Consider the following 15779-nt stretch of genomic DNA (forward strand, 5'->3'; position numbering starts at 1 on the left):
CGGGGGTGCTGTCCGCTGCGGGCGTTTCGGCGGGTGCGGGATCGGCGGGTGCCGGTGTGGCCGGTGCTGCTGCCGGTGTCTCTGCGGGCGCAGTTTCGACGGCTGCGGGCGCAGAGGTCGTCGGAGCGGGGGCGCCGGGAACGATGGGCGAGCCGGCCGGCGGCGGCGGCGTATAGCCGGGCAGCGCGGGCATGGTCGGATCCGTCGCCGGTGCCGATCCGCCGATGTTCAGCTGGTCGATCACCGACCCGGTCGAAACATTGCGCGCCGCCATCACGGTCAGCGTCAGCGAGGTCGCCAGAAAGGCGATGGCGAGGATCCAGGTCACCGCGGGTCAGGGCGTTCGCGGCCTGACGGCCGGTCATGACACCGCCGCCGCCACCACCCATGCCAAGGCCGCCACCTTCGGACCGTTGCAGCAGAACCAGCGCGATCAGCGCCACGGCCAACAGCAGATGCACGGTCAGAACGATGTTTTCCACGGGGGCGGGCCTTTCTTTCAGCGACGGGTCTATCTAGTCGCGCAATGCGGGCTTGGCAAGGCGGCGTGATCCGTGATCGGCGCCGCAGGCCTGTTTCATGGCGTCAGTGACGCGATTGGCCGTCAAGGATGCGGTCGAGGATGCGCATGGCCTCGGTCCGGCAGGGGGTCAGGGCGTCGCGATCCTCGCCGGGGAAAAAGCGGGCACGGATCGCGGTCGGCATCGGGGCGGGCGTCTCGACGTGGATGCGGGGGCCAAGCTTTTCGTTTTCCGCCTGCCAGCTGCGGGCCAGCGCGATCTGCGCCGCCTTGGTCGCGCCATAGCTGCCGAAAAAGCGCGTGGCGACATGCGGGTCGTCCAGAAACAGCGCCTGTCCCTGACGCCCGCGCAGCAGCGGCTCGATCAGGGCGATCAGCCCCTGAGTCGCGCTGACGTTCAGATCGACGGATTTCTGGAAATCCCCGGGGTCGATATGGGCGGCGGGGCTGAGGGGGGCGGCATGAATCGCGGTATGCGCCCAGAAATCGACGCCCCCCCAACGGGTCATAACGGCCTTGACCATCTGGATCATCGCCTCGGGGTTGGTGACATCCATCGGCGCCAGCGTGGCCGAACCGCCCGCCGCGCGGATGCGGTCGTCCAGTTCTTCGAGCGCGCCGGTGGTGCGGGCGACGGCCAGGATATGCCAGCCGCGCGCCGCCAGCGCCTCGGCCAGCGCGGCGCCAAGACCGCGCGATGCGCCGGTGATCAGCGCGATTTTTTCGGATGCGGGATTCGTATCTGTCATGATCTGCCCTTTGGCACCGCTCCCCCGGACAAGCAAGCCCCCGCAGGGTCGCAGCATGGCGCAGGGCAGGGCGCCCATGGCAAAAAGGCCCCCGTGGCGGCTGCCATGGGGGCCTTGTCATCTTGTCAGTCGGCGATCAGCGCTGGTTCACGGGGGTATAGTCGCGACGCGCAGCACCCATATACAACTGGCGCGGGCGGCCGATCTTGTTCTGCGGATCGTTCAGCATTTCCTTCCACTGGGCGACCCAGCCCACCGTCCGCGAGATCGCAAAGATCGGCGTGAACATCGAGGTCGGGAAACCCATCGCCTCCAGAATGATGCCGGAATAGAAATCGACGTTCGGATACAGCTTTTTGGAAACGAAATATTCGTCCTCCAGCGCGATCCGTTCCAGTTCCCTGGCGACCTTCAGGGTTTCGTTGTCATGGATGCCCAGCAGGTCCAGAACCTCATCCGCGGACTGTTTCATCACCTTGGCGCGCGGGTCGAAGTTCTTGTAGACGCGGTGGCCGAAACCCATCAGGCGGAAGGGATCGTCCTTGTCCTTGGCCTTGGCGATATATTCGGGGATGCGGTCGACGGTGCCGATCTGGCGCAGCATTTCCAGACAGGCCTGGTTGGCGCCGCCATGTGCCGGGCCCCACAGGCAGGCGATGCCCGCCGCGATACAGGCAAAGGGGTTGGCGCCCGACGAGCCCGCCAGACGCACGGTCGAGGGTCGAGGCGTTCTGTTCATGATCCGCATGCAGCATCATGATGCGGTCCATCGCCTTGGCCAGAATCGGCGAGACGACATATTCCTCGGTCGGGACGGCAAAGCACATGCGCAGGAAATTCGACGCATAATCAAGGTCGTTGCGCGGATAGACCATCGGCTGACCCGGGAGATACTTGTAGGCCATGGCGGCGATGGTCGGCAGTTTCGCGATCAGGCGGATCGCCGCGACCTCGCGCTGCCAGGGGTCGTTAATATCGGTCAGATCGTGGTAGAATGCCGACATCGCGCCGACGACGCCGACCATGGTCGCCATCGGATGCGCATCGCGGCGGAAGCCGCGAAAGAAGTTGTGCATCTGTTCATGCACCATCGTGTGACGGGTCACGCGACGGTCGAAATCGGCCATCTGTTCCGCATTCGGCAATTCGCCGTAAAGCAGCAGGAAGCTGGTTTCCAGATGGTTGGAATTCGCGGCCAGCTGTTCGATCGGATAGCCGCGATACCACAGCTCGCCCTTGTCGCCGTCGATATAGGTGATCGAGGATTCGCAGGACGCGGTCGAGGTAAAGCCGGGGTCGAAGGTGAAGACATCGGCCTCGCCATCCAGTTTGCGGATGTCGATCGCATCGGGGCCGACAGTCGGCGACAGCACGGGCAGGTCGTAATCCTGGCCGTTGATATTGACCTTTGCCGATTTAGCATCTGCCATTCGGGGTTCCCTTTCGCCTGAAACCGGCCGAAGCCGGTGGGTGGATGGGGCGGTCAGCCCAACTGATCCTGTAGCCTGGCCAAGGTTTCTTCCCGGCCAAGCGCGGTCATCATGTCGAATACACTGGGGGTCGATGTGCGACCGGCCAAAGCAGAGCGTAGCGGTGCGGCGATCTTGCCCAGGCCCAGGCCCTGCGCGTCGGTCACCGCCTTGGCATTCGCTTCCAGTTCGTCCCGCTGCCAGTTAGCATTCTGCAGCGCGGCAGTCAATTCTTTCAGCATACCACGGGATACCGAATCCAGCGCGGCCAGCGCTTTTTCCTCGATTGCGACGGGACGCTCGATCATCGCGAAATGGGCTTGGTCCAGCAATGCGGGCAGGGTTTTCGCCTTTTCCTTCAGCAGGGGCAGAATCGAGGCGCAAACGTGACAATTGCGTGCCGTTCAGCGCGGGCTGGCCGGTTTCCGCAAGAAGCGCGCCCAGTTCCGCGATCAGCGCGGCGTCATCCATCTGCGCGATATGCCAGCCGCTGACATGTTCCAGCTTCTTGAAGTCCAGCCGCGCCGGGGCCTTGCCGATTCCGTCCAGATCGAACCAGTCGCGGGCCTGCGCGTCGGTGAACAGCTCGTCATCGCCATGGCTCCAGCCAAGGCGGGCCAGATAGTTGCGCATCGCCGCCGCCGGATAGCCAAGCGCCGCATATTCATGCAGCCCGACCGCGCCGTGGCGTTTCGACGGCTTCTTGCCGTCGGTGCCGTGGATCAGGGGAATATGGGCGAAAACCGGGATATCCCAGCCCATCGCCTGATAGATCTGGATCTGGCGCGCGGCATTGGTCAGGTGGTCGTCGCCCCGGATGATATGCGTCACGCCCATGTCGTGATCGTCCACGACTACCGCATGCATATAGGTCGGTGTCCCGTCCGAACGCAGCAGCACCATGTCGTCCAGCTGGTCATTGGCAAAGGTCACATCGCCCTGCACCGCATCGCGCACGATGGTCTGGCCTGCGCGCGGCGCCTTCAGCCGGATGACATGGGGCGCATCGGGCCAGGTCGCGGGATCCGCGTCGCGCCAGGGCGACAGGAACAGGGTGCTGCGCCCCTCGGCCTTGGCGGATTCGCGAAACGAGGTGATTTCCTCGGGCGTCGAATAGCAGCGATAGGCGCTGCCGTTGGCCAGCATCTCCAGCGCGACTTCGGCATGGCGGTCGCGGCCTTCGAACTGGCTGACGGGGGTGCCGTTCCAGTCAAGACCCAGCCATTCCAGACCCTTCAAAATCGCCTCGGTTGCTTCGGGGGTGGAACGGGCGCGGTCGGTATCCTCGATCCGCAGCAGGAATTTCCCGCCCCGGCCGCGTGCGAAAAGCCAGTTGAACAGTGCGGTGCGTGCGCCGCCGATATGAAGATAGCCGGTAGGGGAAGGGGCGAACCGGGTGACGACGGGCTTGTCTGCAGTCATTTGGGCCTTGTGGGGTAGCGGCGGGGATCTCGCAGAGGGCGTTAACCATCTGGTAACTCCTGCCTGTCAAACTCGGCGCAAAAATACGCATATCGTGGGCGAAGGACAAGGATAAGGCGTGACATCGGTTGCCGAACCGTTAACGGGGCACATCCCGGCTGCCAAAAGTGGCAGGGCGCAGGCGCCTGCGCGGGTGGTGCCTCGGGTGTCGCAGATCACAAGGGCGGGCTTTGTGGTCTGGGTGCCGTTCTGGCTGGCGGTCGGGATCGGGCTGTGGTTTTCGCTGCAGCAGGAACCGGGGCCGGCCTTTTACGCCGCCGTGTCGCTGGTGTTTCTTCTGGCGCTGGCCGGGGCTGTTCTGCCCCGTTTCGTGCGGTTTTTGCCTGACGACCGGGCGGGTTCAGATCAGATCATCCTGGGCTGTTTCGTGGTCTGCCTGGTCACGGGCGGCGCGCTGCTGGCCGGGCTGCGGTCGCATATGGTTGCCGCCCCGGTGATGACCTACCGCTATTATGGCCCGGTCGAGGGGCGGGTGGTGATGATCGACCGCTCGGCCCGCGACCAGGTCGAGAATCACGCTGGACCATGTGGTTTTGCGCCATACCGCCCCGTCGCGCACGCCGGAAAAGGTGCGGATTTCCCTGATGGGAACAGCGAATGCGCCCGCGCCGGATGTGCCGGAACCGGGCGAGCATGTCATGCTGACCGCGCATCTGGGGCCGCCGCCCGGCCGTCCGAACCGGGCGGTTTCGATTTTCGGCGCAATGCCTGGTTCCGAAAGCCTTGGGGCGGTGGAGCTATACCCGCACGCCGATCCTGCGCGCAGGCCCGGCGCAACGGGGCGGCACGATGGCGCTGCACCGGCTGCGTATGCAGCTGTCGCAGGCCATGCAGGACCGCATCGGGGGGCAGGCGGGGGCGGTGGCTGCGGCGCTGATGACCGGCGACCGCTCGGGCATTGCCGAGGCTACGAATGAGGTCATGCGGATTTCCAGCCTCTACCACATCATCTCGATTTCCGGGCTGCATATGACGATGCTCGCGGCTTTCGTCTATGGCACGCTGCGTTTTTTTGGGGTGTGCGTGGTCGCGGTGATGGCGCATCTGCGCGGCGGCCCGATGGCGCCACCCTTGCACAAGATCGCGGCGGGGGGCGCGATTCTGGCCTCGGCGGGGTATCTGTGGCTGTCGGGGGGCGGGGTCGCGACGGAACGCGCCTTCATCATGGTTGCGGTCATGCTGTTCGCGATTCTGGTCGACATGCGGGCGATTTCCCTGCGCACCGTCGCCATCGCCGCCGTGATCGTCCTTGTTCTGGGCCCCGAGGCCCTGACGACGCCCGGTTTCCAGATGAGCTTTGCCGCGACCGTGGTGCTGGTCCTGATGTCCCATCCCTGGCGCGCGGTTTCGGCCCATCTGCCGCGATGGAGCCATGCGATCCTGCTGCTGTTCCTGACCTCTGTCTTTGCGGGGCTGGCGACCGGTCCGCTGGCTGCGGCGCAATTCGGGCGGATCGCACCCTATGGGCTCCTAGCCAATGCGCTGGTCGTGCCGGTGATGGGGGCTTTCGTGATGAACATGGGCGTGATCGCCCTGTTTCTGGCGCCTTTCGGGCTGGAGGGAATCTCGCTGTGGGTCATGGGGCTGGGCACGACATGGATGCTGTGGGTCGCCGAATGGATCGCGGGCTGGAATGGCGCGGACCTGCTGGTGCCCCTGCCGCCCGGCCCGGTCCTGCCGCTGATCGGCACCGGCCTGATGCTGACGACATTGACAGCGCGCAGGATGTGGCGCTGGCGCGGATGCCGGCTGCCCGCACCGGTGTTTTCGGTTGGAATTCTGATGCTTGCCGCGGGTTTCATGATCTGGATCGGCGCCCGCCGTCCCGATGTCCTGATCTCGGCGCAGGGTGATGCGGTGGGCATCATGACCCCGGCGGGGCGAGCCATGTCCAAGGAAAGCGGCGGTGCCTTTCACGCCGAAAACTGGCTGGCCGATGACGGGGATGCCGCCAGCCAGGCGCGTTCCGCCGCACGACCGGGGCCGGACCCGTTATGGCAGGGACCGCGCAACCGGCGCAGCGCGATGGTCGATGCTGGCGGGCAGGCGTTGCGCTTTGTCCACGCCACAGGGAAATCCGCGCCGGATGCCGCGACTGCAGCCTGCGGCCCCGCGACCGTCGTGATTGTGGATGACCGCGCCGGGCAATCCGGCGATGCCGCATGCCTGCTGCTGGACCTGTCCATCCTGCAGCAAAGCGGCGCGATCGCGATCTGGTTCGACCGGGGGCGCCCGGTCGTTGCCACGACGGCCCAACGCGGCGGAAGCCGCGACTGGTCACCCGGTCAACCGGGTGCAGGACGGGCTTTGGCGGCGGGAATGATGGCGGCGTTAACCGCATCTTCAGGAAATTGATGAAATAAAAGGGAAATGGATTATCCCTTTCCTTTCGAAAGGGTCAGCAAGAACGGCAGTTTCATGCATGGTATGGTCAATCGCTCGATCGAGCATTTCCTGCGCGCGACCTATGGCGACGCCATCTGGCATGAAATCGCGCAGGCGGGCGGGATTGATGCCGCTGGCTTCAACGGGATGCGTCAATATCCGGATGACATCACCCAGGCCATGCTGCAGGCGGCCAGCGCAACCCTGGGGAAAACGGCTTGCGACATTCTGGAAGATACCGGCGCCTGGCTTGTGCAGATCGAGGCGATGCGCCGCCTGCTGCGTTTCAGCGGCGGCAAATTCTCTGAATTCGTCCTTGCGCTGGAAGAATTGCCGGCGCGTGCGCGTCTGGTGCTGCCCGACCTTGAAATCCCGCCCCTGATGGTCGCCCAGATCGAACCCGACGTTTACCGTATCTACGGGGAGGGTTGGGGCGGGCTGCTCTGGATCGTTTCCGGGGCGCTGCGTGGCATGGCCGATGATTACGGGGTGCTTGCCCTGATCGAAGCGGGCGGCGCCGGCGTCGAAATGCGCGTCCTGATGCAGGAATATACCCAGGGCCGCCCCTTTGCTTTCGCGCCCGCGACGATATCGGGGCAGGGATGAGCGGGATGGTTTCCATCAGCTTCGACTGCGTCGCGCGCCTGCTGCCGATGGCGCTGCACCTGGGACCAGAGGGCGCGATCCATCACGCGGGGGCGACGATGCGCCGTCTGATCCCGGGGCGAAGCCATTTCAACCACGCCTTCATGATCGACAGGCCGCGCGACGTGACCGATGGTTTCGCCGGGCTGGCGCAGGATCTGCCCGATATCAGCCGGTTTTTCCTGCGCCTGCGCGATCATCCCGGCACGGTGCTGCGCGGACATGGCATCCGCCTGCAGGACGGGGGGATTGTGCTGAACCTCGGCTTTGGCGTGGGGCTGCCCGATGCCGTGCGGCAGTTTTCGCTGACCGATACCGATTTTACGCCCGCCGATCTCGCGATGGAGCTGTTGTTTCTGCATGAGGCGAACACGGCCGTGCAAAAAGAACTCGCGAATTTCAACCAGCACACGGAAAACGCCCGCCGCGTCGCCGAGATGCAGGCCTATACTGATTCGCTGACCGGGGTGAACAACCGCCGGGGGTTCGAGATGGCCTTGGAAATTGCCGTGCGGCAGGCGGAACAGATGAAATTTTCGATAGCGCATCTGGATCTCGATCATTTCAAAGAGGTCAATGACAGGCTGGGACACGCCGCGGGCGATGAGGTGTTGCAGCGCGTCGCCGCGATCCTGCGCGAGGAAACCCGGGCGACCGACACGGTGTCGCGGATCGGCGGCGATGAGTTCACGCTGATTCTGGCCGCGCCGCGCGGTTCGGAACAGCTGCGCAAATTCGGCGAGCGCATCATCGCGCGCATCGAACGGCCCATGATGGTGATGGGGCGGGAAATCCGGATTTCGGTCAGTATGGGGATCACCGAATCCACCCATTATGCTAGGGCGGATGCGGCGCAGATGTTGCTTGACGCGGATAGGGCGCTTTATGCGGCGAAAAACGCCGGTCGCGGGTGCGTGGTCCTGTTTCGGGACTGTCCTTGCACCGGCGCGAAACCGGATGTGATCCGATGATTACCCGCCCCAGGTCCGCTCCAACACATTCAGCCAGTTCCGCCAGGCGATCTTTTCGACAAGTTCCGTGCCATAGCCATGGGCCAGCATCGCATCGACCAGGTTTTGCAGGCTGGCCGCATCCGCCAGATCGCGCGGCATCAGCGCGCCATCGAAATCCGACCCCAAGGCCACACCGTCCTCACCCAGAATGGCAAGCATATGATCAAGGTGACGCAGCATGATATCAAAGCCTGCAAAGGCCAGACGCTTGCCATCGGGGCGCAGAAACCCCGAGGCATAGTTCAGCCCCACCAGCCCGTGCGATTCCGCGATGACCCCAAGCTGCCGGTCGGTCAGGTTGCGCGAACTGGCCGAAACGGCATGCGCGCAGGAATGGCTGGCGACCAGCGGAGCATCGGAAAGCCGGGCGATGTCGTCGAACCCGGATTCGTTCAGGTGGGACAGGTCCAGCATGATCCGCAGCCCGTTGCATTCGCGGACCAGATCCTTGCCGGCATCGGTCAGCCCCGGCCCGGTATCGGGCGAGGAGGGAAAGGCAAAGGGGACGCCATGGCCGTAGCGCGTCGGACGCGACCAGACCGGCCCAAGCGAACGCAGACCCATCGCATGCCACAGATGCAGGGCATCCAGATCGGCAATCGGCTCGGCCCCTTCGATATGCATGACGGCCGCGATCAGCCCGGCATCCTTTGCCGCGCGGATATCTGCGGCCGTATGGCAGAGTTTCAGGGTTCCGGTCCGCTCCATCGCCATCAGATTGGCGGCCTGCGCCAGCGCGTGGGGCAGGGATTCGGCGCTGCCGACCGGGTCCGGCAGGTCCATGGCAAAGGGCGGATTTTCCATCAGCGCGACGGCTGCCGCGTCGTTCGGCCCTTCGGGGGACGGGGTCCAGATGGCGAAAAAACCGCCCATCATCCCGCCCGCCTTCAGGCGCGGAAGGTCCATGTGACCGGTCCCGTCGCCGCTCAGCCACAGCGCGTCCCGCGCCTTGCCCGCTGCCACCATGCGTTGCAGGAAATCGTTGTGGCCGTCGAAGACCGGTATCATCGCAAAGTCCTTTCAATCCGACCCGCCGGAAGATGCGACCTTTGCCAGCGCGCCGCAACCCTTGAACGTCCTCATCCGGGCCGGGGCCGGGTTATCTCATGGGCGAAGTTCCTTGTCGTTCGATCCGTGGGGTTTCGGCCGGGTTCGTGCGGCAAATGGCACAGGGTTCGGAACTGTCGAATGTCATGGGACCGGTGCGCAGCGCAATGAGGTTGCGGTGGCGTCGAGATTCCGGTGGCGTCTTGGCCATCAAGGCCCCCGTTCCGGGTCCCTGGTCGCGGAAACACGCCAAGGGGCAGGGCGTTGGGGACGAAAGCGGCTCCGACTTCGGCCAGTATCGCAGAAATCGGCTGGATTGCCGGGCTATTGTGGGGCGAGGCAAATATCCAACCTGCGCCAAGGGGGCAAACCGGGCAAGGCCCGGCGCATTTTCCATGACCGCGATGCGGATATCGGGGTCTGCGCGGTGTGGGCGGATGTGACGGCATATCCGGCCGCGTCGCCCCGGCGCGTCATTTCGCCGGGGCTGTTGGTTATCGGGGGCTTACCAGGCGGGAATGACGGCGCCTTTGTACTCCTCCTCGATGAAGGATTTCACCTCGGGGGAATGATAGGCCTCGACCAGTTGGGCGACCCAGGGGGCGTTTTCATCGGCCTTGCGCACGACGATGACGTTGGCATAGGGGCTGTCGGCATCCTCGATGGCGATGGCGTCCTCTTGCGGGTTCAGACCGGCGTCCAGCGCGTAGTTGGTGTTGATGATCGCGATATCGGCATCGGGCAGCGAACGCGGCAGTTGCGCGGCCTCGAGTTCAAGGAATTCCAGCTTTTTGGCGTTTTCGGTGATATCCAGCGGGGTCGGGATCAGACCGGTGCCGTCCTTCAGCGTGATCAGCCCCTTGGCCTGCAGCAGCAGCAGGGCGCGGCCGCCGTTGGTCGGGTCGTTCGGGATCGCGACCTTGGCGCCATCGGGCAGTTCGTCCAGCGATTTCAGCGTTTCGGCATAGATGCCCATCGGCGTGGTGATGGTTTTCGCCACCGTGACCAGCTCAAAGCCGCGATCGGCGATCTGCTGGTCCAGATAGGGCTGGTGCTGGAAGCTGTTGGCATTCAGGTCGCCGTCGTTCAGCGCCTGATTGGGCACGACGTAATCGGTGAATTCGATCACCTCGATGTTCAGGCCCTTTTCGGCGGCGATGGGGGCGACCTTTTCCATGATCTCGGCATGTTCACCAACCGAGACGCCGACCTTGATATCCTCGGCCGAGGCCATGCCGGCAGCCAGAGCGATGGCGGCGGTCAGGGTTGCAAAGCGAAGCTTTTTCATCTGCTTATCTCCTGTGATGAAAGCTCAGCGGCCGCGATTGCGCGGCGCGCGTTTGTCGAATCGGGCGGCGATCCATTCGCCAAGCGATTGCACGATCTGGACCAAGACGATCAGGATGATGACGACGGCGGCCATCACCTCGGGCATGAAACGCTGATAGCCGTAACGGATGCCCAGATCGCCCAGACCCTTGCCGCCGACCGCGCCGACCATCGCCGAATAGCCGATCAGGCTGACCACGGCGAGCGTCAGGCCCAGCACGATCCCCGGCATCGCCTCGGGGACCAGAACCTTGCGCACGATCTGGCCGGGTGTGGCGCCCATGGCGCGGGCGGCCTCGATCAGGCCGCCGTCGACCTCGCGGATCGAGGCTTCGACCAGCCGGGCGATAAAGGGGGCGGCGGCGATGGTCAGGGGGACGATGGCGGCGGTCGTGCCGATGGATGTGCCCGCGATCCAGCGCGTGAACGGGATGATCGCCACGACCAGAATGATGAAGGGGGTCGAGCGCGCGGCATTGGCCACCAGCCCAAGCGCGGCGTTCAGCGCGGGGGCGGAAAACAGCTCTCCCCGGCGCGAGGTGGCCAGAAAGACGCCAAGCGGGCCGCCGATCAGCGTGCCGAACAGCGACGACATGGCCACCATATACAGGGTCTGCAGCGTCGAATCCCACAACAGCGCGATCAGGTTAGCCGACATAGCCAAGCACCTCTGTCATCATTCCATGTTCGCCCAGGAAGGCGCGGGCCTCGGCCGGGCGGCGGGCGGGCAGGCTGACGATCAGGCTGCCGAAGGGGTTCGGGCCGATTTCCTCGATGGCGCCGGCCAGGATATTGGTCTCGATCCCGCATTCGACGGCCAGCCGCGACAGCATCGGGTCGGTGGCGTGATCGCCGACAAAGGTGATCTGCAAGACCGCCTGCGCCGCATCCGATTGCGGCGCATCGCGCATCTGGCCCGCGACAAAGCCCGGCACGGCGACGCCGGTCACGCCGGTCAGAAAACTGCGGGTGGTCGGATGTTCGGGGCGCGAAAAGACGGCATAGGTTTCGCCCGCCTCGACGATGCGGCCGCCCTCGATCACGGCGACATGGGTGCAGATATCGCGCACCACGGCCATTTCATGGGTGATCAGCAGGATGGTCAGGCCCAGTTCGCGGTTGATGTCCTGCAGCAGTTCCAGCACCTGCCGCGTGGTGTCGGGATCAAGGGCCGAGGTCGCCTCGTCCGACAGCAGGACGCGGGGGCGGGTGGCCAGCGCGCGGGCGATGCCGACGCGCTGTTTCTGGCCGCCCGACAGTTCGGCGGGGTAGCGGTCGGCCTGCGCGCCAAGCCCGACCAGTTCGATCAGTTGGGCCACGCGCGGGGCGATTTCGCTCTGCGGCACGCCCGCGATTTCCAGCGGCAGGGCGATATTGCCCGCGACCGTGCGCGAGGCCAGCAGGTTGAAATGCTGAAAGATCATCCCGACTTCGCGGCGCATCGCGCGCAGGTCGGCGCCCTCGGCCTGCGTCACATCGCGGTCGGCGACGATGACCTGACCCGATGAGGGGCGTTCCAGCCCGTTCACCAGCCGCAGCAGCGTCGATTTGCCCGCGCCAGAGCGGCCGATGATCCCGGTGATCGCGCCCTGCGGCACGTCCAGCCAGATATCGTCCAGCGCCACGACATCCCTGCCGCCTTTTTGCGGGAAAAGGCGTGTGACGCCCTGAAATGAGATTGCCGCCTCGGTCATGCTGTCGTCCTGTTCATCAGCGCAGAGCTATGCGCGGGTGCGGGTGCTTGGCAAGTGCTGCGACGTGACGCAACTGAAAACGCCGTTCCTGCTTTGGGTGAAAAGCAGGAACGGCGTTCCTTATCACGGAGATCTCATGAATTTTGGAAGATTATTCTTCGCCGCTTCGGTCAGGATGCTGCCAGCGCGGCGATGATCGGGCCGAAATCGGCGGCCTTCAGGCTGGCGCCACCGACCAGCGCACCGTCGACATGGGCGATGGCAAAGATTTCAGCCGCATTGCCCGGCTTGACCGAGCCGCCGTAAAGCAGCGCGAAATCGCCGCCATCGGGGAAACGGGCGGCCAGCCTGTCGCGCATCAGGGCGTGGACCTCGGCGATCTGGTCGTTGCTGGGGGTGCGGCCGGTGCCGATGGCCCAGACCGGCTCATAGGCGATGACGGTATTCGCGGCGGTCGCGCAATCGGGGACCGAACCGGCAAGCTGGCTGGCGATCACGTCCAGCGTCTGGCCGCCGTCGCGCTGGCCTTCGGTTTCGCCGACGCAGATCACCGCGACCAGACCCGCCTGATGGGCGGCGACGGATTTGGCATGGACATCGGCATCGGTATCGCCGTGATCGCTGCGCCGTTCGGAATGGCCCAGAATGACATGGCTCGCGCCCGCGTCATGCAGTTGTTCGGCCGCGATATCGCCGGTATGCGCGCCGGGCGCCCCGGCATGGCAATCCTGCCCGCCGACATTCAGCACCGAACCTGCCGCGCGCCCGACCATCGGATGGATCAGCGTGGCAGGCGGGCAGATCAGCACATCGCAATCCGGTTGCGGATGATCGGCCAGAAGCTGGTCGATTTCGGCCAGCGCGGCCAGGGTTCCGTTCATTTTCCAGTTGCCGGCGGCAAGTTTGCGCGGGGCCATGAGCCTCTCCCTGTTGGATCTTCGTTCAGGGGCTTAGGCCGGGCAGCCCGCACGATCAAGAGCCGCGCGGCGCGGGCGCGGGGTGCTTGCGCTAACCGTTGTGAAAAGCGCAGGGGGGCGAATAGCCGCCGGGGCGGCGCCTCAGGCCGGGGGATGGGCGCCTGCGATGGGTTCGAAGCGCACCGATTCGCCGCAGCCGCAGCTTTCGGTGACATTCGGGTTGCGGAACTTGAAGCCGGATTCCAGCAGGCCGGTTTCATAGTCGATTTCGGTGCCGAACAGGAACATCTGCGCGGTGGGCGCGATCAGCACGCGGGCCTCGCCCTGTTCGACGACCTCATCGCTGGCATGCGGCGCCTCGGCCAGTTCCATGGTATATTCCATGCCCGCGCAGCCGCCCTTTTTCAGGCCGATGCGCAGCCCGTGGGCCGATTTCCCGGCCATCAGCCTTGCAATATGCCGTTCCGCGGCGGGGGTGATGGTGACCGGGGATTTTCCGGGGATCGAGAACATGTTGCGCGCCTTTTTCCTGCAATCCCAAAGATAGGGGCTGGCGGGTCGCGGCTCAAGCCCCCCTTGGGGTTGGGTCGATGGCGGCGATCAGCGCCATCACCACCCGCACCGAATTGGTCGCGGCCAGCCCCATGAAGGTCGCCATTTCATTGGCGCTCGCCCCGCCGCCCGCAAGGTCGGAAACAGAGCGCACGGCGATGAAATCCCTGCCATTGGCGCGGGCGACATGGGCGACGGCGGCGCTTTCCATATCCAGCACCTGCGCGTCGAACGTCTCATGCGCCCAGATCCGCAGCGCGGCATTATCGACGAATGCGGGTCCCGACAGGCCATTGCCGCCGATGATGACGCGCGGGATATGCGACAACTGGTGCCCCGCATCCGTGCCGGTTTCCAGCGCGATGCCGGCTGCGGCGCGGGCCGCCTCCAGCAGGCGGGGCGCGGCGTTGAACCAGAAGCGGCGGGGGCGGTCGGTCTGGCCGTCCTGCGCGATTTCCACTGAAAGGGGGTGCATCATGCCGAAATTCGGGGCATCGACGCGAAAGCCGTCCAGAAAAGGGGGCGGGGCAAAGCCCGCTTGGGTTTCGCGGGCCATGACCGATTCCAGATACTGCCCCCAACGCGCGGGCAGGATGACATCGCCGACATTCAGCGCAGGATCGGCGCTGCCCGCGATCCCCGACAGGATGATCGCAGAGATGTTGAAGCGATCCAGCGCAAGCTGCGCGCTCATCGCCGCATTGACCATCGACATGCCCGACAGATAGATCACCACCGCGCGGCCCGCGATATCCGCCGTGGCAAAGTCGATGCCGTTGATGGTCCGGATCGCGACGGGAATGGCCTGCCGGGCCAGTTCGGCGCGCAGCGCCTGCCATTCGGGCGCATAGGATGTGACGATGGCGATGCGCGGGGTCGGGTCGTGGCTGGGCATCTGGGGTGTCATCGCCGGTTCCTGCTGCTGGGTCGCGCGAAGGTTGCGCAAGGCCCGCATGGCGTCAATGGGTGGCAGGGGCGTCGGGCATGCAGGGGTGCCGGGCATGCTTGACAGTGGCGTGACAGGCACTATAAGCGCGGCTTCATTGGTGTTGGTGGCCCCCGCAAGGGGATTCCTGTCGGGCTATATGCCAGAGGACAACGCCCTTCTGCCGCCTTGACGGTCCGGGGTGACGCTACCCTTCCCGGAACTGCCGTCAAGGTCATCATATCGAAGGAGATCAGCCGTGACCAAACGCACCGCTGCCAAGTATAAAATCGACCGCCGCATGGGCGAAAACATCTGGGGCCGCGCCAAATCCCCGGTCAACCGCCGCGAATACGGCCCCGGCCAGCACGGCCAGCGCCGCAAGGGCAAACTGTCCGACTTCGGCACGCAGCTGCGCGCCAAGCAGAAGCTGAAGGGCTATTACGGCGACCTGACCGAAAAGCAATTCCGCCGCATCTATGCCGAGGCAGAGCGCGTCAAGGGCGACACCGGTGAAAACCTGATCGGCCTGCTGGAGCGTCGTCTGGACGCCGTCGTCTACCGTGCGAAATTCGTCCCGACCATCTTTGCCGCACGCCAGTTTGTGAACCACGGCCATGTCGAGGTGAACGGCCAGCGCGTCAACATCGCATCCTATCGCGTCAAGGAAGGCGATGTGATTTCGGTCCGCGAGCGTTCGCGTCAACTGGCGATCGTGCTGGAAGCCGTGGCCCTGGCCGAGCGTGACGTTCCGGATTATCTGGAAGCCGACCACAACAAGATGACCGCGACCTTCGTGCGCACTCCGGCCCTGGGCGACGTGCCTTATGCCGTCGTGATGGAGCCGAACCTGGTCGTCGAATATTACGCGAAGAACTGATCCTTTTCTTCGCGACTGCCGGAATTGGGCCGCGCCTTCGGGTGCGGCCTTTTTCGTTCGTATCGCCCGTATCGCCCGTATCGCCGGTGGCGCGGCCGCATGGGTATTTGGGTGATGAAGAAATCGCAGCCGGTCACGATTTGCGGAAAGCCGGGGCCAAGGATTGAAATTC

The 15779-nt window shown here is 64.8% G+C and carries 13 protein-coding genes and 3 pseudogenes; 5 read left to right on the forward strand and 11 right to left on the reverse strand.

Features of this window, described 5'->3' with window-relative positions; genetic code table 11:
• Window positions 1-130 precede the first annotated feature (130 nt).
• From secG to gltX, 4 genes and pseudogenes are all read right to left on the reverse strand, one after another.
• Window positions 131-482 (reverse strand): annotated as a pseudogene (secG, locus tag PE067_RS07245) (preprotein translocase subunit SecG); the annotation flags it as partial.
• 103 nt (window positions 483-585) lie between these two features.
• Window positions 586-1269 carry an SDR family NAD(P)-dependent oxidoreductase gene (locus PE067_RS07250; protein WP_276188511.1) on the reverse strand — a complete coding sequence of 228 codons (684 nt, stop codon included), beginning with the start codon at window positions 1267-1269 and terminating at the stop codon, window positions 586-588.
• Between the two features lie 136 nt (window positions 1270-1405).
• Window positions 1406-2699 (reverse strand): annotated as a pseudogene (locus tag PE067_RS07255) (citrate synthase).
• 53 nt (window positions 2700-2752) lie between these two features.
• A pseudogene (gltX, locus tag PE067_RS07260) lies at window positions 2753-4160 on the reverse strand (glutamate--tRNA ligase).
• A 205-nt stretch (window positions 4161-4365) separates the two neighbouring features.
• Here gltX and PE067_RS07265 point away from each other — a divergent pair.
• The 4 genes from PE067_RS07265 to PE067_RS07280 are packed head-to-tail and all read left to right on the forward strand — an operon-like array spanning window position 4366 to window position 8221.
• Complete coding sequence (locus PE067_RS07265) at window positions 4366-5097, forward strand: hypothetical protein (protein ID WP_276188512.1); 732 nt, start codon at window positions 4366-4368, stop codon at window positions 5095-5097.
• A complete protein-coding gene (locus PE067_RS07270) occupies window positions 5010-6575 on the forward strand; it encodes a ComEC/Rec2 family competence protein (RefSeq protein WP_276188513.1) in 1566 nt (521 codons plus the stop codon). The genes PE067_RS07265 and PE067_RS07270 overlap by 88 nt, the downstream gene beginning before the upstream one ends.
• A gap of 15 nt (window positions 6576-6590) precedes the next feature.
• Complete coding sequence (locus tag PE067_RS07275) at window positions 6591-7211, forward strand: heme NO-binding domain-containing protein (RefSeq protein ID WP_276188514.1); 621 nt, start codon at window positions 6591-6593, stop codon at window positions 7209-7211.
• 5 nt (window positions 7212-7216) lie between these two features.
• Entirely contained in the window at window positions 7217-8221 is a 1005-nt protein-coding gene (locus PE067_RS07280; RefSeq protein ID WP_276188515.1) for a GGDEF domain-containing protein, read from the forward strand.
• On the opposite strand, the gene PE067_RS07285 is transcribed toward PE067_RS07280, so the two are convergent.
• The 7 genes from PE067_RS07285 to PE067_RS07315 all read right to left on the reverse strand — a co-directional run bounded on the left by PE067_RS07285 (window position 8222) and on the right by PE067_RS07315 (window position 14709).
• Window positions 8222-9271: a dipeptidase gene (locus PE067_RS07285; RefSeq protein ID WP_276188516.1), complete on the reverse strand. Its 1050-nt coding sequence runs from the start codon at window positions 9269-9271 to the stop codon at window positions 8222-8224.
• Window positions 9272-9815: 544 nt separating this feature from the next.
• Window positions 9816-10598 (reverse strand): MetQ/NlpA family ABC transporter substrate-binding protein, encoded by a 783-nt coding sequence (locus PE067_RS07290; protein WP_276188517.1) that lies wholly within the window; start codon window positions 10596-10598, stop codon window positions 9816-9818.
• 24 nt (window positions 10599-10622) lie between these two features.
• Window positions 10623-11297 (reverse strand): ABC transporter permease, encoded by a 675-nt coding sequence (locus tag PE067_RS07295; protein WP_276188518.1) that lies wholly within the window; start codon window positions 11295-11297, stop codon window positions 10623-10625.
• Entirely contained in the window at window positions 11287-12333 is a 1047-nt protein-coding gene (locus PE067_RS07300) for a methionine ABC transporter ATP-binding protein (protein ID WP_276188519.1), read from the reverse strand. Before PE067_RS07300 ends, PE067_RS07295 begins: the two co-directional genes overlap by 11 nt.
• Before the next feature lie 170 nt (window positions 12334-12503).
• Window positions 12504-13250, reverse strand: a complete 747-nt coding sequence (tpiA, locus tag PE067_RS07305; RefSeq protein WP_276188520.1) for a triose-phosphate isomerase — start codon at window positions 13248-13250, stop codon at window positions 12504-12506.
• Window positions 13251-13391: 141 nt separating this feature from the next.
• A complete protein-coding gene (locus PE067_RS07310) occupies window positions 13392-13763 on the reverse strand; it encodes an iron-sulfur cluster assembly accessory protein (RefSeq protein ID WP_276188521.1) in 372 nt (123 codons plus the stop codon).
• A 52-nt stretch (window positions 13764-13815) separates the two neighbouring features.
• Complete coding sequence (locus PE067_RS07315; RefSeq protein WP_276188522.1) at window positions 13816-14709, reverse strand: 5'-methylthioadenosine/S-adenosylhomocysteine nucleosidase; 894 nt, start codon at window positions 14707-14709, stop codon at window positions 13816-13818.
• Window positions 14710-14986: 277 nt separating this feature from the next.
• Here PE067_RS07315 and rpsD point away from each other — a divergent pair, with 277 nt between their 5' ends.
• Window positions 14987-15607 (forward strand): 30S ribosomal protein S4, encoded by a 621-nt coding sequence (rpsD, locus tag PE067_RS07320; protein WP_276188524.1) that lies wholly within the window; start codon window positions 14987-14989, stop codon window positions 15605-15607.
• Window positions 15608-15779 lie beyond the last annotated feature (172 nt).

It is taken from the genome of Paracoccus sp. DMF-8 (assembly GCF_029309835.1).
In the GTDB taxonomy this organism is placed as follows: Bacteria; Pseudomonadota; Alphaproteobacteria; order Rhodobacterales; family Rhodobacteraceae; genus Paracoccus.